Annotated in this window: 16 protein-coding genes; 10 read left to right on the top strand and 6 right to left on the bottom strand. The window is 58.9% G+C overall.

What is annotated here, in order from left to right; genetic code table 11:
• The 10 genes from OH720_RS28355 (at nucleotide 1) to OH720_RS28310 (ending at nucleotide 7,492) form a co-directional block, all read left to right on the top strand.
• A complete protein-coding gene (locus tag OH720_RS28355; RefSeq protein ID WP_272603707.1) occupies nucleotides 1-1,632 on the top strand; it encodes a DUF2300 domain-containing protein in 1,632 nt (543 codons plus the stop codon).
• A gap of 3 nt (nucleotides 1,633-1,635) precedes the next feature.
• Nucleotides 1,636-2,448 (top strand): YfaP family protein, encoded by an 813-nt coding sequence (locus OH720_RS28350; RefSeq protein ID WP_272603706.1) that lies wholly within the window; start codon nucleotides 1,636-1,638, stop codon nucleotides 2,446-2,448.
• A 206-nt stretch (nucleotides 2,449-2,654) separates the two neighbouring features.
• Nucleotides 2,655-3,899 carry a tyrosine-type recombinase/integrase gene (locus OH720_RS28345; protein ID WP_272603705.1) on the top strand — a complete coding sequence of 415 codons (1,245 nt, stop codon included), beginning with the start codon at nucleotides 2,655-2,657 and terminating at the stop codon, nucleotides 3,897-3,899.
• A gap of 20 nt (nucleotides 3,900-3,919) precedes the next feature.
• Entirely contained in the window at nucleotides 3,920-4,462 is a 543-nt protein-coding gene (locus OH720_RS28340) for a hypothetical protein (RefSeq protein ID WP_272603704.1), read from the top strand.
• A gap of 71 nt (nucleotides 4,463-4,533) precedes the next feature.
• A complete protein-coding gene (locus tag OH720_RS28335) occupies nucleotides 4,534-4,767 on the top strand; it encodes a helix-turn-helix transcriptional regulator (RefSeq protein ID WP_442967244.1) in 234 nt (77 codons plus the stop codon).
• Complete coding sequence (locus OH720_RS28330) at nucleotides 4,767-4,988, top strand: hypothetical protein (protein ID WP_442967243.1); 222 nt, start codon at nucleotides 4,767-4,769, stop codon at nucleotides 4,986-4,988. Before OH720_RS28335 ends, OH720_RS28330 begins: the two co-directional genes overlap by 1 nt.
• On the top strand, nucleotides 4,989-5,147 hold the full coding sequence (locus tag OH720_RS28325; protein WP_272603703.1) for a hypothetical protein: 159 nt from the start codon (nucleotides 4,989-4,991) through the stop codon (nucleotides 5,145-5,147). It abuts the gene before it with no gap.
• On the top strand, nucleotides 5,144-6,712 hold the full coding sequence (locus OH720_RS28320; RefSeq protein WP_272603702.1) for an AAA family ATPase: 1,569 nt from the start codon (nucleotides 5,144-5,146) through the stop codon (nucleotides 6,710-6,712). Before OH720_RS28325 ends, OH720_RS28320 begins: the two co-directional genes overlap by 4 nt.
• A 204-nt stretch (nucleotides 6,713-6,916) precedes the next feature.
• Nucleotides 6,917-7,135, top strand: coding sequence for a hypothetical protein (locus OH720_RS28315; protein ID WP_272603701.1), 219 nt, complete (start codon nucleotides 6,917-6,919; stop codon nucleotides 7,133-7,135).
• Nucleotides 7,136-7,252: 117 nt separating this feature from the next.
• On the top strand, nucleotides 7,253-7,492 hold the full coding sequence (locus OH720_RS28310; RefSeq protein ID WP_272603700.1) for a hypothetical protein: 240 nt from the start codon (nucleotides 7,253-7,255) through the stop codon (nucleotides 7,490-7,492).
• A gap of 67 nt (nucleotides 7,493-7,559) precedes the next feature.
• On the opposite strand, the gene OH720_RS28305 is transcribed toward OH720_RS28310, so the two are convergent.
• The 6 genes from OH720_RS28305 to OH720_RS28280 are packed head-to-tail and all read right to left on the bottom strand — an operon-like array spanning nucleotide 7,560 to nucleotide 18,948.
• A complete protein-coding gene (locus tag OH720_RS28305; protein ID WP_272603699.1) occupies nucleotides 7,560-8,861 on the bottom strand; it encodes an McrC family protein in 1,302 nt (433 codons plus the stop codon).
• Nucleotides 8,858-10,852, bottom strand: coding sequence for an McrB family protein (locus tag OH720_RS28300; RefSeq protein ID WP_272603698.1), 1,995 nt, complete (start codon nucleotides 10,850-10,852; stop codon nucleotides 8,858-8,860). The genes OH720_RS28305 and OH720_RS28300 overlap by 4 nt, the downstream gene beginning before the upstream one ends.
• 4 nt (nucleotides 10,853-10,856) lie before the next feature.
• A complete protein-coding gene (locus OH720_RS28295; protein ID WP_272603697.1) occupies nucleotides 10,857-11,552 on the bottom strand; it encodes a M48 family metallopeptidase in 696 nt (231 codons plus the stop codon).
• Nucleotides 11,549-14,887: a type I restriction endonuclease subunit R gene (locus OH720_RS28290; RefSeq protein ID WP_272603696.1), complete on the bottom strand. Its 3,339-nt coding sequence runs from the start codon at nucleotides 14,885-14,887 to the stop codon at nucleotides 11,549-11,551. Before OH720_RS28290 ends, OH720_RS28295 begins: the two co-directional genes overlap by 4 nt.
• Before the next feature lie 16 nt (nucleotides 14,888-14,903).
• Nucleotides 14,904-16,214 (bottom strand): restriction endonuclease subunit S, encoded by a 1,311-nt coding sequence (locus OH720_RS28285; RefSeq protein WP_272603695.1) that lies wholly within the window; start codon nucleotides 16,212-16,214, stop codon nucleotides 14,904-14,906.
• Nucleotides 16,207-18,948: a type I restriction-modification system subunit M gene (locus OH720_RS28280; protein ID WP_272603694.1), complete on the bottom strand. Its 2,742-nt coding sequence runs from the start codon at nucleotides 18,946-18,948 to the stop codon at nucleotides 16,207-16,209. Before OH720_RS28280 ends, OH720_RS28285 begins: the two co-directional genes overlap by 8 nt.
• Nucleotides 18,949-18,989 lie beyond the last annotated feature (41 nt).

The following is an 18,989-nucleotide window of genomic DNA, read 5'->3' as shown; positions in this document are numbered from 1 at the left end:
ATGCGTCGGCCCTGGGTCTGGTTGCTGCTGAGTCTGATTCCCGCGCTGGCCACCGCGCAGGAAGAACCGTTGCGGCTGGCGTTCAAGGACCAATTGCTGACGTTGAGCCGCACGCAGCTGATATCCCGCGAACCGTTATCCGACAGTCTGCAGGCACCCTTGGGCAGTGTCTGGAAGCTGTTCGTGTACGGCTGGCTGGTGGATACCGGAGCTCACGAGCCGGCGTATAGCTGCCGCGGGCAGTCGAAAGAGGAAGTGTATTGCTGCGCCGCCGGGGGCAAGATCGAACGGGATCAGGCGTTGGTGAAGTCATGTGGGTTGTATTTCGAGCCCGCGCGCCTGGCACTCGACCCTGGCGCCTGGCGCGAATATTGGCAGGCACGACAGGCGCCAGAGTGGCTGCTGGATTTGCCATCTTTGCAGGCTGCCACCCGGGTTTCGGTGGTGGAATTGTTGCGCATGTTGGCGCGGATGCCGGCGCAGGACCAAGCGCGTCGCGTGCTACTGGATGTGCTGTTGAGCGCGGCGGATGGCAACGTCGTGGGCGAGCTCGGCAGCCGCTTGCGGGTAAAGACCTGGAGCTGGCTGGGGGACCGGGATGCGGCGTCGCGTCAGGGTGGATTCGCCGGCTGGACGGCGGATGGTACGCCGATCTGGGCGGGAGGGCGCGGAACCAGCCAGCGGGTCCTGCGCGATTACGCCCAGGCGTTGGCGACGGTGCTGCCGACATCCTGGCCGGCGGAGGCGGGGAAGTGTGTCGAGGTCGACCTGTTCTCTCGCTATCCATTACAACGGGTAGTGTCAGGTGACACTGTCATGTCGTCCCGCCAGTTGCAGGGCGACTACCGCGTCGAGTTCGCCAATGGCAACCAACTGGATATCCAAAGCGACGGCGAACTGTTTCTGCTCAACGACAGCCCCTCACCCAAGCTGGTCGCCCGCCTGGATCGCGAAGAATATGTCGCCCGTGTGCTGCAGCGTGAAGCCAGTGCCGAACCCGCTGAAGCCGCCAAGGCCCTGGCCGTGGCCATCCGCACCTACCTGCTGCAAAACGCCACGCGCCGCGGTGATTGCCTGAGCATCGACGACAGCAGCCAGCGCCAACGCGTCGCGCCACGCCCGGCCACGGCGCAGGCACGCAGCATTGCCGCCTGGACCAGCGACCTGGTACTCGCCGGCAGCACCGTGACCTACCACTCCAACCAACCAGGCCTCGACAGATTGTCCTGGCAACAAGCCGTGGAACAAGCCAACGCCGGCCAGCGCTACGACGCCATCCTGCTCCACGCCTACCCACGGGCCAGCCTCAGCCGCTGGGACAATCCTGTTGCCTCCTGCGAAGCGCTGCTCGCCGCGCAAGACTGGCTGCAAAAGCAGCGCCGCGGCTGGCGACACCGTCTTGAAAGCGAAGCCGGCTACAACGAAGTCAGCACCTTCGCCGTATGCCGCCTGGCATTCGGCCGCCCCTTCGTCGACCGCGAACGCCAGCGCATCTACGTGCGCGGCGTGCTCTCGCTGCAGGACCGCCTCGACCTGACCCACGAATACCTGCACCTGGCCTTCGAAGCGCACCCCAACGGCCAGGATGAAACCTACATCGAAGGGCTCGCCCGCCACCTCTTGCTGGAATAGGCCATGACAGATCGTTATCCACAGGTCTTGCTGCTGCTCTGCGCGCTCGCCGTGCTATCGCCGGCAACCGCCGCCGACAGTGTCAAACTCGACACCCCCTCTGGCGGTTGGCGAACCGGCGCTCCTGAAGGCGAGGGGGAAAGCTTCCGCCAGACCGTCAACTACCCGGCTTCATCGGTGAACACCCCGGCAGGACAGGCCAACACCGCGCGTATCAAAGGTCAGATCAAGGCCGCGCCGAAGAATGGCGAACCCGGACGGTTGATCGTCAACGGCGTTAGCATGCCCCTGAAAATCGATCCAGCGGGCGGCTTCGATCGGCCATTCTCATTCCCCAGCGGTAGCAATAGCGTCGAAGTCCGCAGCCCTGACGGCCAGCAGCGCCGCCGAACCCAGTTCCTCAACACCAGCGTCGGCGCCACACCCGCCAAGCTGCGGGTACTGCTGGCCTGGGATAGCGACGGCACCGACCTCGACCTGCACCTGATCACCCCCGACGGCGCCCACATCTGGTACGGCGACCGCGTCGTGCCAAACGGCGCCGCCCTCGATGTCGACGTGACTACCGGCTACGGCCCGGAAATCTTTGCCATGCCAGCGCCGATCAAGGGGCAGTATCTGGTGTATGTGAACTACTTTGGCGGGGGGTACCGCAGTGATGAAGAAGGGCAGGAGGATGCGGTTCAGCCGCTGACGACGGCGCAGGTTACGGTGATTACGGAGGAGGGGACGCCGAGTGAGAAAATGGAGACTTTTTTGGTGCCGATGCGGGCGGTGGGGGAGTTGACGTTGGTGAAGTCGTTTAGTTATCCGTGAGGGGGCCGTCGGATCATGTTCTTGCGGACATTAAAAAGCCGGCTTGTGGCCGGCATTCTATAGGTCCACAACTTTCTGCAGAATTCCACAAAGCCTAGATATTACGGGGCTTTACGCCTACTATCAGTCCTCAGATGTCCACAGCAAATTGCTAGAATCCGCGATTAGGGTGTGGGTCAAAGTGTGGGTCGGAACGGGAGGACTTTATGGGCAAGCTGACAATCAAGGCAATCGAATCACTTGTCCGGTCTGGAGGCGCAGGCAAAACCAACGACGGTGATGGTCTGTATTTCCAGATAAGCAAAGCCGGAGTGTCCAGTTGGATTTTCCGCTACAAGATTGAGGGCAAAGGCCGTGAAATGGGCCTGGGTCCTTATCCAACCATCACTCTTGCGAAGGCCCGCGAACTGGCCGCAGATCAACGCAAGGTCTTGGCTGCTGGCAGTGACCCTCTGGCCGCCCGTGATCTCGAGCGAGAAGTGAAGCGCGAAGCCGATCGACAAGCGCAATCGCGTCGTGTGACTTTTGAGTCGCTTGCGACCGAGTACCGGAGCGCTCATGGTTCCACTTGGTCGGAAAAGTGGCGTAAAGGCTGGCTGCGAAAACTCGAGCTGTATGCCTTCCCCATTATCGGCAAGCTGCCTGCTGCTGAGATTCAGACCGAGCAGGTTCTGAAAGTACTTCGCCCCATCTGGGCAACCAAGACCCGCACCGCCGACGAGGTGCGTGGACAAATCGAGCAGGTCCTAGATGCCGCCAAGGCGCACAAGCTGCGCGAGGGCGACAATCCGGCACGTTGGCGCGGGCATCTGGACAGCCTGCTGAGCAAGACAGAAAAGAAAAAAGCTCGCCAGCGCCAGCACTTCCCTGCGATGAAGTGGAAGGATGTGCCGACACTTATGGTCAAGCTGGCGATGGACGAATCTCGCGCCTCTGTGGCGGCTCGACTGCTCATCCTCACTGGTGCGCGCGCGCTCATGATCCGCTTTGCAAAATGGTCGGAGTTCGACTTGAAGGCCGGTATTTGGTCGCTGCCTGCCGAGCGGATGAAAATGCGCCAGGCCTTCAAAATTCCGTTGGCTCCAGAGGTTGTCGAGCTGCTGGAAGCCCTGCCGCGTGGCGAGGACAGCTCGTACCTATTCCCTGGTCAAGGCAAGACTGGCGTTATGCATGCCAACGCCATCCGCAACCTGTTGCACGGCCTCGGGCATGATGACGTGACCCGTCATGGTTTTCGGTCGAGCTTCCGTGACTGGGCAAGTGAATGCACTCAATTTCCACGTGAAGTCTGCGAGCTGGCGCTAGCCCACGATGAGCGTGATCAGACCGAGGCTGCCTACTCCCGATCCGATTTCGTCGAGAAACGCCGGGCCTTGATGACGAAGTGGGCGAAGTTCATCTGTATGCCGTCGACGACCGGCGTCATTCAAGGCGACTTCAAGCGAGCTTAAGTAAGGCTGGCGAGGAAATTATGGCCAACGCCAATGGCCAATATCTTTTAGGAAAGGAGAAAGAGATGAAGTGGGAAAACGTCACGCGCGATGACCTGAACGCAGCATTAGCTTCCATCAAGAATGGCCATGACCCGGAAGCGGCCCAAAACATTCTTGAGTACCTTCATGAGCGCATGAGCAACGGATATTCATACGACAGAGATTTTCTTCACGAATATATGACCTTGGTATTCGCGAGAGTTGTGGAAGACAAGAGAACTGGGTGCCAAGCATTTGGTTTGAAGCTGTGGAGAGGTGGGTACGACCGTGAAGACACGACGGAGCGCGATATGGCGGCGGCAGCTTGTGTGGTGTTGCTGATGCGAAAAGGTTTTCTCTGGCAGGACGCAATTGGTGACGCTGCGAATCTTTTGTTTCCTGATGGTAAAGGAGACAAGGCGGTCAAGGCAGCCCATGCGGAAAACAAATCTGAGATTGAGCACTACCCTGACGGCACTCTCTTGGAGATGTTGGGGCCGCTAGGCAGCACTCCCCTCATAAAGCGCGTTATGGCCGGTTAGAGCCAGCGTCACCGCCATATGAAATGCCATCGTCCACCCCGAGCTGGGTCAATCCTTAGAGGAAAACGACGATGGCAGAAACCAACCCAAAATACGCCCAACAGTCCGCCAACCAACACCAACAGCGCATGATCTGGCGACTCCCTACCGTGAAATTTGCAACGGGTCTGGGGCGTTCCAAAATCTATAATTTGATGAAAGAGGGGCGCTTTCCGAAGGCCCGCCGCATCGCGGGTGCGCATGTTGTTGGCTGGGACTCGCTGGAGATCGAGGCCTGGATTTCCGAGCAGTTGGAGTGCCAATAATGAAAAACGGCCACTCCCTGTTGTTTCTTGATGCGCTGCAAGCCGTTTATGGCCCACTTGATTGCCTTCCAGTTCCTGATGGCAAGATCCATCGCTTCCACGTCCCCGGTGATGAGCCTGGCAGTTTGAGCGGCTGGTATCTGATGTTTGCCGATCCCATCGTTACGGGCTGTTTCGGTAGCCCGAAGGCTGGTGGTGTGTACGTTGGCGAGGTGCTCTGAATGAAAAAGAGCCGCCCCCCACACCAGCAGAGCAGCCCGTCGCGTGGCCAGTTTATCACCCTCTTCGGCGTCTTGTCGGTCCTTGAGTACGCCCTCCGCCTGCCTGTGCTGCTGACGTTTGTAGCACTTCTGTATCGGCTGTTCATGGAGGCCGCATGAGCAAAATCGCCATCCACAACCACGGTGAACCACTCAGCGTGGTGGTTTCGCGTATGAAAGGTGTCAAGCAACACGGCGACAGCTTTATGGCTATATGCCCCGCACATCAAGACAAGTCTCCATCCCTGAGCCTGTCGCGGGCCAGGGATGGCCGTGCACTGGTTCACTGCTTTGCCGGCTGCGATCCCCGTGACGTACTGGGCGCGGTTGGCTTGGAGATGCGAGACCTGTTCCCTGAGAACATGAGCCAAGACCAGCGCCGGGAGTTCCGGCGCATCAAGCTGGAACACGAACGCGATTCTGAGCGCTTGATTATCGAGATTGCAAAGGCAGAGGCTGAGGCCGGCGCCCTGAGTGAAGAGAGCACCGCACGGCTGGCACTGGCTCGCGAACGAGTCTACCAGTTGGATCATCAGCTTGTAGAGCTGGGGAGCGTCGCAACACCGCCACGCCTTGCGTTGCTCGAGGTGAAGTTGGACGACGTTATGAGCGCCAGCCCGGATGTTGTGCGCTATGCCGTGAAACCGTTGATGCCTCGCCGTCATGTGACTTTGTTCGGGGGGCATGGCGGTATCGGTAAGTCGAGCCTCGCATTGGCTATCAGCGCGCATGTTGCATGCGGTCTTGCCTTCGCAGGTCAGGAAGTCGAGCAATCCCCCGTGCTGTTCGTAAGCTTGGAGGATGAAGCCAGCATCGTGCGTCTGCGCTTGCGCAGTATCATTGAGGCATACGGGCTGCCCGCAGAGCGCGTGCTTGCCTCCCTTCGCCTGTTGGACGGCACGCAAACCATCACCGCTCTGATGACAGAGGGCGATGGCTTCAGCGCGCAACCCGTTTTCACCCAGGCATACCGGGAGCTGGAAGCGGGTGCTCATGGTGCGGGGTTGATCGTGATCGACAACGCTTCTGATGCGTTCGATGCGAACGAAAACAGCCGCCGCATGGTACGTGCTTTTGTGCGTGGTCTGGCCGACATTGCCCGCAAGCACAATGCTGCCGTGGTTCTGCTGGCGCATATCGATAAGAGCGCTGCCAGGGATGGTGCACGCGGTAACAACTACAGTGGTTCGACTGCCTGGCACAACAGCGCTCGTTCGCGTTTGGCTCTGATGGAGCAGGAGGGGCGCATTCTGCTTGTACAGGAGAAGGCTAACCTTAGCGCGCGTGCTGAGCCTATGGCTTTTTTGTTCGTGGATGGCGTTCCCGTGCCTGAGGCTGGTACTCAAGCAGAGGGTCTGACGACTGAGAACTTCGATCACGCCGAAATCATTCGCGTCTTTATGGCAGCCAATGACGCAGGTATCAAAGTGCCGGCCAATTTGATCCCCGGCGCGCACTCGGCAATGAAGGCGCTGGAATCACTGCCAGAGTACAACCGGGTCTTCCGTGGCAAAGCAGGAGGTAAGCGCGCCGCACTTGCCATTACTGCGTTGATCCGCATCGGGCGTGTACAGCGCATCAAATACAAGACGCCACAGCGTAAATTTCGCGAGCGCTTGGAGCTGGTCGAACTGTCAGAGCCGCCCGCAGTTCCGCTCGAAAATGTGCCAATTTCGAGTGTTTAAAGTGCGCCGCGCCACCCCCTATAACCCCCTCAGCGCATCGGCGCAGCGCATGGCGATGCTTGCGCCATTGCGCCAATCATCAACGGCGCAGCGCGGAACACCATCGACGCAACGGCGCAAAGTAAAACCCACCCAAGATGCCGCCTAATTTTCGAATTATGCGGCCGCAGGTGAATGTGAAAAGTTAAGACCGAGGAGTAGGCGATGAGCAAAAACCGTCTGTTCAAGAATCAGCCCAAAATCCGCCTGATTGTGTCCGTTGAGGGCGATACCGTGGAAATCATTGACAAGCTTATTGGTTACCCCCTTGGGGGCGGGCACCCCGCTAAGGGCAACCGTTCGGAGTTCGTGCGTCTGGCTATCGAAGAGAAGCTTGAGCGTGACGTGGTTCGGTTCCAGAACCGTGTTTCAGTAATTCCCTAAGCGTATCGTTGGATGATTTTCGTAGTCACTAAAGCGTGGGAAATTTTGATGATTTTTCGACCAGTACGCGCGCGCGCGAGGGGGGGTAATAAATGGGCCAAGTTACTGGAGCCGTCCATGGGCATCGGCAACTTCTTTAGCCTGATGCCCGTCGACTTGAAAGCCCGCAGCCAGTTGGCTGGCATCGAGCTGGGTGAAGCCCACCGGCGCGAAAACGCGAGGATGGACTTAACCAAATACTCATCCATGTATCATTTTGACTACCACAGACTTACAGCAACAAAAAAACCTCCTCAATTCGCTAAAAACCATTATTTCAGTCCCATCGAATCCGTTTATGTGTCGCACCTGAGGTGAACCAAAAAAGAACTGGATATATACCCATATCAGCCCAGATGTGGACTTTGAAGGCCATTCAAACTCATTAGAGGCTAACCGACCGGATAAAAAAGTCATTGAGCGCAGGTGAAGTGGGAAGCATCAACTGCCGACTTTTCAGGCAGAACGGCAGCACCCAGAGCCGCATTCCATTGGTTTTCGGAAAATCAAAAACTGGCAGTGGATCGTTGAAAGCGTCCGTCTTCGGGTAGATCAATACGATGTCCCCGGTGCCATCCAGGTAGTGGTGACCATAGGCGTACAGCTGATAGAAGTCTGCCTGGCTAAGTTGGTATTTCTCGCGCCCGTTCTTCTTCGCCGAATCCAGCAGCTTCCACTTCGTGTCCAGGACCAAGTGTGTGGTTAGCTTCTGCTTTACTAACAGGTCGGGCTTCAAGCGGAACCATCGCTGATCGCCGTGCTCAACGAGGTGCTGACTGCTTGCCTGTGCCTTCAGGACGAAATCATCGCGTAATTGCCTCGCCAAGTGCTTCTCGACATAGGCCTCGAACACCGCCTCCATAGGAAACAGCAGCGACGGGGCATGATGCTTTCCCATTCCAGAGATAGGACTGAGGCCCTGCAGGATCAGCTTCGCCCAGTCCAGTGCAGACTGGTAATAGCCCATACCTCGATCCAGTCTGATCCGCTGAATATCTAAGGGAACATCAACTGACATCGGAACATCCGTGAAGACGAAACCGAGTTCGCGAGCGACACGCTGGCTCTCTTGCGATCGGCACAGAGTGAGCACATGGCGAAGCGCCGTGTGAATCAGTCGGTTCTCTGCGCGGTCCTGTGAAAACTCGTCATGCTCGGTGAAGAACCGATCTCGTCTGATCAAATTCTGGGAGATCTGTCGCGCCACTAACAACCGGCCACGAAGTGCAAAGAGGTTGTCCTGTCGCGCGACATAGTCACTGCGCAGCCCGCGCTTGATCAGCGAACCGACGGCCAACAGGAATTGCCGGATGAACACCTCCAGGAGAGGCATGCGTTCAGCGACCAAGTCTGCATTGGCTGTTTTGATGTGTCGAAACCCGGCCAGGCACTTCAACATCTCGATGAGGAGTGCACGCGCCTCATCAGGTGACGTATTCCTTCCAGTCTTTGGCAGTACCTCGATCTGGAATCCGCATGGGGCACGAATAACGCCGACGTAGCTGGTAACCTGAATAGCGCGCTGGCCCTTCAGTTGGGTCGGCTTGAGCCAGCCAGGGGCATCTTCATCACTTCTTAGGGACTGTGTGTCTAGCCATGCGAAGACACGCTTTGGCACAGCAAGCCCGACCGCTCCGGCCTTTGCTTCGACGACCTTGTCGAACTCAAAGATCGTCAGGGAATTCATACGGCGGTCACGTCAGATTTGACTGAATAAATGCCGACATACGCGTCTGGCTCATCAAGAGCAGCAGCGTTCAATTGGTAGCGAGAACGAGTCGCGTACTGATCCAGCTCGTGCTCACGGCCAAAGAGCGCCAGTAGATCCTCTTCGCGGCTGATTTCATGCACGAACTGATGCTCATGCTTCGGCTTCTGGTTATCCCCCAGGACCAGTCGAATCTTCTGCCAGTCCTCGAAAAAATACTCCTCCAGCAGTGGAATGATCTTGTTCTTGAATACGGCCTTCAGCTCATTGAATCTATCGGCTTCTTGCAGATCTTTGATTCGCGTGAAGTAGGCATGCCCCACCGTGTGGTCACGGTCGTACAGGGCCTCGATCCGCTTGTTCAGCATGGTCAGCAACTGCTCGATGTTGATGTCCACGCCGTTGTGGGAGACTCTGGTGCCTGCCAGAACCGAGGGCTTTGGCATTGACTCAATGAACTCGAAGCGACGGCGAAGCGCGGTGTCGACCAGTGCCAATGATCGGTCTGCTGTGTTCATGGTCCCGATCACATCAACATTCGAAGGCGCGCTGAAACTCTCTGCGGAGTAGGGCAGCGTCACAGCGACGGGATGCTTGGCACCCTCACGCTTGTCCACTTCCACGAGTGTGATGAGTTCGCCGAAGATCTTGCTGATATTCCCTCGATTGATCTCGTCGATCACCATCGCGTACTGCCGAGACGGGTTCATGCGCGCCCGGTCACACAGTCTCAAGAAGGCTCCAGGTTTGATCTCGTAGCGCACCTCACCATCTGACGCGGCGGCAGGCTCACAGTCCGCCGCGCGCTTTTTGCCACGCTTGGTTATTACGGGGCGCAGGCCCTCGACAAACTCCTCGTAACCGTAGGACTGATGGAAGGTGACGAACTCGTAGCGCTCGCCGTACTCGGCATCGGTGTAATCAGACACGAGCAGAGCTTGCAGGTCGAACGTTTTGCCGGTGCCGGGCGGGCCGTAGTAGATGACGTTTTTTGGTGGCTTGTCGCTTTTGGGCTCGTCTTCAATGTCGTAGTCATCGGGCCAGTAGCCGTTGCGCCCCGCGCGCGGTCCGAGCTTGGCCGGCCAACTGCCTTCATCTTTGTCAGCAGCTTCGAAGAGCTGAACCAGCTCGTTGGTGAGATCGGTTTGCTCAAGCTCATCCAGGCCAGCAAAGGCAGACCAACTGACCCGGATGCTATCTTTGCGCAAGAACAGCCATCCGACTGGCCCGCCTTTGATCGCTCCCTTTTCCTTACGTCCGAAGCGTAGCTGGCTGTTGGTGGACCGAGTGAACCACCAGTCCAACCCCATTTCGTTGACTGCACGGGCAAGTCGCCCGAATAGCTCTGTCGTCGTGGCGGTCCACAGTGGTTGGCGTTCGACGAAATCCTCGTGCCCCTGGAAGTGCGTCAGCAGGCTTTCGTTGTCGGCATCAGCAGACAGCTCCAACTGATCAGCCAGATCGTCGTAGCTGATTTTGAAATTCTTGATAGCCTCCGCGCTCCAGTCGACCAGCGCAGTAAAATCAAGTGCGAGGCCGTCGTCGGCAGACTTGATGGCCACAATGGGCGAAGACTTCAGCGGCCCTCGAATCTGCTCGTACTTCTTGCGCAATACCGGGTCATTGACCTTGATATCTACGAGATCAATTTTGACGACAAAACCAAGGTCGGCATCGATTCCTACGGTGTAAGCCAGCCCCTCAGGTGCGTTATTTGACGGGTAGATCCGGGCCCAGTTGTAGGGAATGAATTTCTTCTGCCACTGATCTGTGGGTTTGCGAACGGTCTTGGTCCACCCACCCGTAAAAAGTTGCTCTTGCAGCGCATCTGCCCACTGCTTGGTGACGTCGTATGCCTTCCCCAGCTCCTCGTAGACGCGCTGCTGCTCCGGGTTGGTCTTGTCATAGACCGTCCCCTTCCACTTGTTCAGCAGCTTGAAATGGTCATTGTTGAAATAGTTCTGCGCCATCGTCTCAAATCCCTTCTACGTCTATGCCATGTTCTGCCAGCCAGATCTTTCGCCGCTCGAAATCGGGCAAAGCGCGTTCGACCCGCTGCCAGAACTCTGGCGTGTGATGCGGTTGATGCAGGTGCGCCAGTTCATGAACCACTACGTATTCGGCAATGCGCGGGGGCAACAGGATGGTCTTCCAGTGGAAGTACAACCAGTCGCCTTTGCCGCATGATCCCCAGCGGTAGCCCAAATCCTGCACCTTCACACCAACGGGTCGGACCTCCATGCGTGCCACGTAGTCCTGCACCTTGTCCCACAGCCAAAGCTTGGCCCGGGCGCTGTACCACTGAACCAAATGGGCCCGTGCGGTCTCGACCAGGTCGCGGCGCAACATGAAGCGGCCATTCAGCAGTTTTAAAGCCGTGTCCTGCTCATCCACCAATCGCAGTCGGTAGCTGCGACCCAGGTACAGAAAGCCCTCACCATCGACGTAGCTCTTGGTCGGAACCGCCTTTTGCAGTCGATCCTTCTGTGCCAGCTTGGTGTAGATCCAGAAGCGTTTCTCAAGGACGAACTCGCGCAGACGTTCCTCTTCGACATCCGGCGGTGCCGAAAGCACCAACTCACCGCTGCGATCCACGGTGATCTGCAGCGTTCTGCGCCGACTGCTGGGTTTAAGCTCGAAGGAGAGGTCGTCTACGGTCAGCACGCTCATGCCTTGGTCAGCCTCTCATGGTTGGCGCGGGCCAATTCCAGCACGCGATCTTTCAGGGCGGATACATCACCAGGCGCAACCAGACGGGATGTGCGGAGCGTTCTGAAGATGCGCGCCCCCAAAGCGTCTTGCGCTGGCCGCTTGTGCGGCTCCCAGAAGGTGTCAGTCAGTTCGCCAGCAACCATGTCGACCAGCTCCACGGTCAGGTCGCGGATCTTCAGCAACTGCTCATCACTCGGGCGCTCGGTACCCACCACGGCCTCCAGCAGTATGCGCAGGAAGGGCACGTAGTGTTCAGGCATGTCAGGCAGGCCTACGTCATCGCTGGAGGCACCCGCGCGCATGTCGCTGATGATTTTCTGCAGCGCCGCAATTAGGTCATCCCACTGATCCGCCAGCGTCTTAAGGATCTCGTTCAGTCGCTCACTGAGCTTGCGAAACAGCACCGGGTCCTCATCCAGATGTTTGCGGATGTGAGAGCGAATGGCGTGTTCCATCTCAGACGCCTTGGCGCGGTCATTCGCCTGGCGCGACAGATGCGTGTCGAACTCCGCGTCAGTCAACGCAATCGGCGGAATCTTGGGATCGACACCCAGCGAAATCACATGGTCGTCGATCAGCTTGCGGACCTTGGCGCCTACGTCCTTGCCTAGAACCGGCGTGTCCTTGTAGCGGTTGCGGGCTCGGGCGTAGATGTACGAGAGAGTCTTAGCATCCTTTGAGAAGGGCAGGCCCTCAGGGCGCGGCAACACCATGTCCAGCGAACCTAGGAACTGCTTGAGCTTGACGGTGAACTCAGCTCGTAGCCGTTCGTCTGCAAGCACTTCAACGCAGGTCTCAACGTCTTCGAGTGACTCGATGTCGCGGCTGTGGAACAGGTCCACCACACGCAGGTGTCGGTCGCGCAGTGCCGGCACTTCGTCTTTCAGGCTCTGCAGGGCACCCTGGATGTCCTCATCGGAGTAGGCCGCCAGTGCTTCTTTCAGGTGCTGGGCGACGCCGTAGTAGTCCACCACGATGCCGCAGCGCTTGCCGAACCCAGTGCGGTTTACGCGGGCAATGGCCTGCAGCAACTCGGCCTCACGGATCGGGCGGTCGAGGTACATCACGCCTTCAATCGGCGCATCAAAGCCGGTCAACAGCATCGACTTCACAACCAGGAAGGCCAGCGGATCGGTCTTCTGTGGCTTGGCGTGGAACAGCGGCTTCTTGAAGCGCTTGATCCGCGTCTCGTTGGCTGCCAAGTCCGTCCATTGCTTCCAGGCCGAATCGTCGTTGTTGCCACTGGAGATCACCGCCGCGAATTCGATGTTCGTCAGGGTGTCGCGGTAGCGCCAAGCCTGCACGATGGCCTGCACCTTGGGCGGCCGCTGACACAAGGATTCGTCGTCCAGCGCCTTGTCTTCGGGCGGAAGTACCTCGGCCTCGGCTAGTAGTTCAGCGCGCGCGGCTTCAAATGCAGCCACGTAACGTACCGCCGCTAAACGACTGTAGGCCACCACCTGCGCCTTGTAGCCGTTGGGCAGGATGTTGGTCAAGTAGTGCCGCAGCATGTCGCGCGCCTTGTCCGCGATCAGCAGCGGGGCGTCGAAGACCGGTCCCTTGGTGGCGTACTTCTGCTTGATCGCCTCCAGCTCCTCGGCGCTGCGCTCGCGGAACAAGTCCTCGAACAGCTCGTCCAGACTGGCCCCGTCCTTGACGGCACCTTGCGCGGTACGCCCCTCGTACAGCACTGGCACGGTCGCGCCGTCTTCCTCGGCCTCTTTGATCGTGTAGCGGTCGATGAACTCGCCGAAGATCTCGTGGGTGCGCTTCTTGTCACCCATGATGATCGGCGTGCCGGTGAAGCCGATGCGCGCGCAGTTGGGCAGCCCGGCCAGCAGGTTGGCGTGCAAGTCACCCGCCTGGGTTCGGTGTGCCTCGTCGACGAGCACGAGAATGGTTTCGTCCTCGTTCAACACCTCGAAGGTCTTGGCGGCTGGCTTGGCTACATAGGCTACCGCCGTAGGCTCCCTCACCGCCATCTGCCCGTCTTGCCAGCCCTCCGGGATGTCGTCCTCGGTCAGACCTGGCTCACCGGCGGCATCTGGATCACGGTACTTCTGAATCGTGGCAAACAGCAGCCCTGGGCCCTTGCGGCGCACCAGCTTCTGCACTGCCACCGTTGATGTGGCCACTTCCACCACTTCGCCGGTCAGCGTCGCCGTAGCGCTGAGCTGGTCCTGCAGGTCTTTGCGGTCGGTCACCACCACCACTTTGAAGCGGCGCAGGACGGCGTTGGTGCGCAGCTTGCGCACCAGGAACACCATGGTCAGCGACTTGCCCGAACCCTGGGTGTGCCAGATCACGCCACCGCGCCGGTCATACTCGCCATCCTGCAGACGGGTTTTGCCGCACTGCAGGCGTTCGATCGCCTTGTTCACCGCGCGGAACTGTTGATAGCGACACGCCACCTTGATGATCTGCCCACCGGCCTGCATGAACAGGGTGAAGTGACGCACAATGTTCAGCAGGTTCGCCTTGTTGAGCATGCCAGCCACCAAGCGCTGCTGCTCGGACAGTGCGGCCACCCCCAGGGTGGCGGCAATGTCCTCTTCGCGGGCTGGGGTCACGGTCTTCCAGCGGGCGAAGTGTTCGAACAGGCCGCCGATGGTGCCTACGCGCGCCTCGTCGAAGCTGGTGGCGATTAGCAGCTGGTTGGTGAAAAACAGTGGCTCGTTCCCCTCGTTGTCTTCCACCTCGTAGTTGGCATGCCGCTGGTTGCTGTACCGGCGCAACTGGTCGATGGCTTCGCTCAGCGGCTCTGGGAAGGACGGGCTCTTGCACTCCACCACCACCAGTGGAATGCCGTTCACTAGCAGCACCAGGTCCGGCACGATGAAGGCCTTACCGCTGTTGTAGCCGGGTGGGCAATCCACGCGGAATTGATTGACGACCGTGAAGGTGTTGTTCTCGGGCGTGTCCCAGTCGATGAAGCGGATGGTCTGGCCACGCCCGCCATCCCAGCCCGGCAGGCCGTCGACCGTGATGCCCAGCAGCAGCAACTCCGTTGCGGCCTGGTTGGCTTCGATGAGCTTGGGCCGCGCAATGCGCGTGATCGCAGCGACCGCTTCGGAGATGCGACCCTCGTCCAGCCAGGGTTCGAATGCGCCATTCACCTCGCGCAGATTGATCTCTGTCAGCTTGGCGCGTAGCACGCCTTCCTGGATCACCTCGGTGAAGTTCGCACGGCCGGTGACAGCGGGGTCATCGATGCTGCCCGCGATGTGCGTCCACCCCAGGCCTTCCAGTTGCTCGACGAACGGCCTTTCGACGTCTTTGAGTTCCCATCCCATGGTCTGACCCTTCTTCTTATGGCGCCATCAAGGGCGTGACACGGACGCGGCCGGTGAGGAGGTCGTCAATGACCCCCGCTTTCTCTTTCTGGCGCTTGTGAAGCTCAAGTTGCTCAACCGCAAGCCTGGTCAACAGGGCGCGAAAGCGACTGACAATTGCAATCTGCTCATCCCTGGTCGACGGCATGGGCAGTTCAAACGTCTCGACGTCTACTTTTGTGATGTTCGGATCTTTCCGCGTACTGGCCGCAACTCGCTTCCACCTCGGCCGTCCATGTTGAAGCGCACGTAGCACGTACTCGGGCACAACGTCAGGGTCGTTGATCGTCACGGTGCTGATTGCCTGGTTTGTCGCCGCAGGAACCCCCAGCATTGCCGTTCGTCCAATCTGCTCCCACCCACCGTACATTGCGATCAAGACTGAGTCCGCCAGCAGAATCGAGCAGGAGCTCTCCCGGAGTGCTGCGACCGTGATGCATTCATCTGTCTTGCGGATGATGTCTTCGTTCAGATCAAGCGTCTTTACCCACGGCGTTCCTTCCGGGTGAAAGTAGCGGTCGGCCTTTCCGCGTGAGGGAGTACTTCCGGATCTGATTTCACCAAGCGAGGCGACAGATCGCAGAGTCCAGTCCTTGGGTATCCAGCCCAACCTGGATTCTTGGTAGAGGTGGGGTGCCTGATCATGGCCCGGGCGCAATTCGCCATTGGCATCCACACCTCGCGTCAGCAGGTCATGAAGCAAGCCCTGCTTGACCTGCTTCAGCTTCTCGACGATGGCCTCAGTCTTGCGGATTGCGCCATCAAGAGTATGGAATATTCTTAAGAAGTCGTTTTGCTCTTCAATACTTGGAACAGGAAGCGAAGTCGCTGCGAGTTCCGTCCGGCTCAACTCGACCTGATTGGTTGACCCAGCGTAACAGAACCGCTCAAGATGGTTTTGGGCCCAAGACGTTCTGAGAACGGCATCAAGCCATTCACCTCGAAACTGATTTGGCGCGGAGCGCAACAACGTAATGTGGCCGTCGACGATGAAGTCCTTCGAGCTATCAAAGACGCAGGATCGGCCAATCGTTCCGGTGCCCGTAGAATTGAGAAGTACATCGCCGACTTCTGGCTTCAGTACATTGCCCATTGCATGACTTGAGTGTGGCCTCGCAAAGGCAGGATCAAATCCAAGCACGGTGACACACCGTTGGCCAATTGCCAGCACATCGCTATGTTCGACATAGACCGGCGCTGTTCCCCTTGAGATTGTTGAGCACATACGTTCCAAAGTGCGCTCCGGCCATCCAGCCTCGTTGGGGATATCAATAACCGAGTCAGACATAGCCGAGCCCCTTCAGGAACTGCTGCAACTGATTCGCAGCTATGTCGCGATCCTGCTCAATCTCGGTCAGCGTCACCTTGTACTTGTCCCACCAGTTCTCGAAGGCCGCCACGATGAGTTGACGCTGGCCGGTGACGTAGCGCTCCACGATCCGCTTCATGTCGTCGTGCAAGATGGTGAGCAGCAGCTTGGCGGCGTCCTCGGGCGCAAGACCGTCAACTGCCGAGTTGAGGTGGTCGGCGAAGACCTTCTTGCGGTCGGCCAGCTCCTTCTTCACGTCCTTGAGGGCGTTGCGCAGCTCGTCGAACACCGCAAGCTGGTCGAGGATGGGCTTGAGCGTCGCCTCAATGGCTTGCTGCTTTTCAGCCTGGATGAGCAGTTCTGCGTCCTGCGCAGCAATCTCGGTCCGCAGGGTGGCGATCTCGGCAGCGTTCGCCTGCTGCGTCTTGGGCTTGTGGAGCTTCATCAGGGCACTGGCGTTGGCCTTTTTGTCTTTCTCAATCGCCTTCACGACCCGAGCGATTTCTTTGATCTTGGCCTCAAGATCCTTCTTCTGGGCCCTGAGCTGGGCCTCATCCACGGCATCGTCGTCCTCGGCCTCGGCGGCTTCAGGGTCTTTGCCGCTTTCCTCTTCGCTCGCGTCGTTGGCCTTAATCTGGGCCTCGAGCTCGACCTTCTTGGCTTCCAGCTCCTCGATCTCATCGACGAAGTTGCCCATCAGGAACTTGACCAGCTTGTGTTCCAGTGGGCTTTCCTTCTTGGTCTTGTCTTCCAGCGCAGTGACGATGCTGGTGCGCCACGCATCGACCACGCCATGCGAGCCGCGTGCCATCAGGGTGAGGAAGTCGTACTTGGTCTGGTTCCAGAATCCGGCCACGATGCCACGCACCTGGAAGGGGTCGAGCAGCCCAATTTGTTCCAGTGAGCCGCTGAAGCTGGCCAGCAGCTCGTTGCGCAGCGCCACGAAGCTATGTGCCCCCGCCAGATCGGTGATGCGCTGGCTATGGGCCGCCCACCAAGCTTCGAAGGCGGCGCGGATGGCGGCTTCCTTGGCCTGCAGCCCAACGTTGGACTCGATGGCGGGTTTGAGCTCGGTCTTTGATGTGAAGCTGGGTTTGAAGTCGTAGTTGGTACCGTCCCGCTCGACGAAGATGTCCATCGGGTTCAGGCCGTGCGCGTCGAATAGGGCCTTCTTGTTCGGATGTGCCACTTCGGCCTTGGGGACGCCACCCAGCAGATGGGCGCGCACGTCATGCGGCTCGGGCGGCGGGGCGTTGTCGGCATAACGGCGAATGTTGAGGTTGTAGCCGTTGGCCTTGAGCGTGGCGGTGTCCACGATGGCCGAGAAGCCCGGCTCCTTTTTGAAGGCCTCAAAGGTGGTGACGATCTTCTCGATGTGCTCAGGCATCAGAAAGCTCTGCGCCCGACCCTCAAAGTATTCGCGGTCGGCGTTGATGAACAGCACCTTACCCTGGCGCTCCTTCGGCTTGCCGCTGACCCGTTCCGCGCCGTTTTGCACCTGCTGTCTCAGCACCAGGATGCACGCCGGGATGTTCGTGCCATAGAACAGGTTGGGCGCCACGCCGATGACGGCTTCCAGCAGGTCCTCTTCGATCATGCCGGCGCGGATGGTTCGCTCCTCGCCGCCCCGGAACAGCACCCCGTGCGGCATGACGGTGGCAATTTGCCCGCCATCGGCTAGCACCGCGACCATGTGCTGCAGGAACATCATGTCGGCCTTCTTGGCCCCCAGCGGCACCTCGCCGTAGTTGAAACGTTCGGCGCGGAACTCCGGTGCCCAGGCGGACTGGCCGCTCTGGTCTTTGTCGGTCGTGCCCCAGGGAATGGAGAACGGTGGATTGGTGAGGATGCGGTCAAAGCGTCGCAACTCTCCACCTTTGACGTGCTGGGGCTTGGCCAGGGTGTCTTCGTTGTGCAGGTCAGCGGTGCTGATGCCATGCAGCAGCATGTTCATCTTGGCGATGGACCACACCGTGCCGTTGGCCTCTTGCCCGTAGAGGTTTGCCTTGCGCCCCTCCTGGCCTTGCTCATCGATGTATTCCTTGGCGGAGATCAGCATGCCGCCCGAGCCACAGCAGGGGTCGTAGATGTGGTGTTTCAACTCCGGTTTGATTAGGCGAACCATCATCCGCACCACCGAGCGCGGCGTGTAGAACTCGCCGCCTTTCTTACCGGCGGAGTCGGCGAAGTCGCCGATCAGGTACTCGTAGGCAGCGCCCAGCAAATCCGGGAACTCAAAGTCTTCGTTGCGCAGTCGGTGCAGGCTGAAGTGGTTTATCAGCGAGCGCAGCTTGATGTCGGGGATCTTGCTCTGGCCGACCTTGCGGGTGAAGTTGATGTGCTCGAGCACGTCGTAGAGACTGGTGTTGCCTGTCTCCAGACCGGCAAGCGCCTTGTTCAGGAAGTCACCGATGTTCTGGTGGGCCTCGTTAAGCAGGTACTCGTAGCGCGACTGGGGTGGCACCCAAAAGGAGCCTTCCTCCATGTACCAGTCTTTCTGGTTGGCGCTCTCGATGGCCTCCGCCTCGCTCAAGCCGGCCGCCAGCTCCTCCTTGATGATCTTCTCGCGGTGCTGGTCAAAGACGTCGGAGCAGCGCTTGAGGAACAGCATCCCGAAGATGTATTCCTTGAACTCGGAGGCGTCCATCTTGCCGCGCAGGATGTCGGCGGCTTTGAAGAGATGGCGCTCCAGCTGTGGCAGGGTTAAGGGCATGTAGGGAATCCAGTCAAAGTCGGTTGTTCTGTATTGGCGCG

Origin of the sequence: Pseudomonas sp. WJP1, from assembly GCF_028471945.1 — a bacterium.
Classification (GTDB): Bacteria; Pseudomonadota; Gammaproteobacteria; order Pseudomonadales; family Pseudomonadaceae; genus Aquipseudomonas.
The sequence above is the reverse complement of the archived record's forward strand: the minus strand, read 5'-3'. Positions and strand labels throughout refer to the sequence as shown.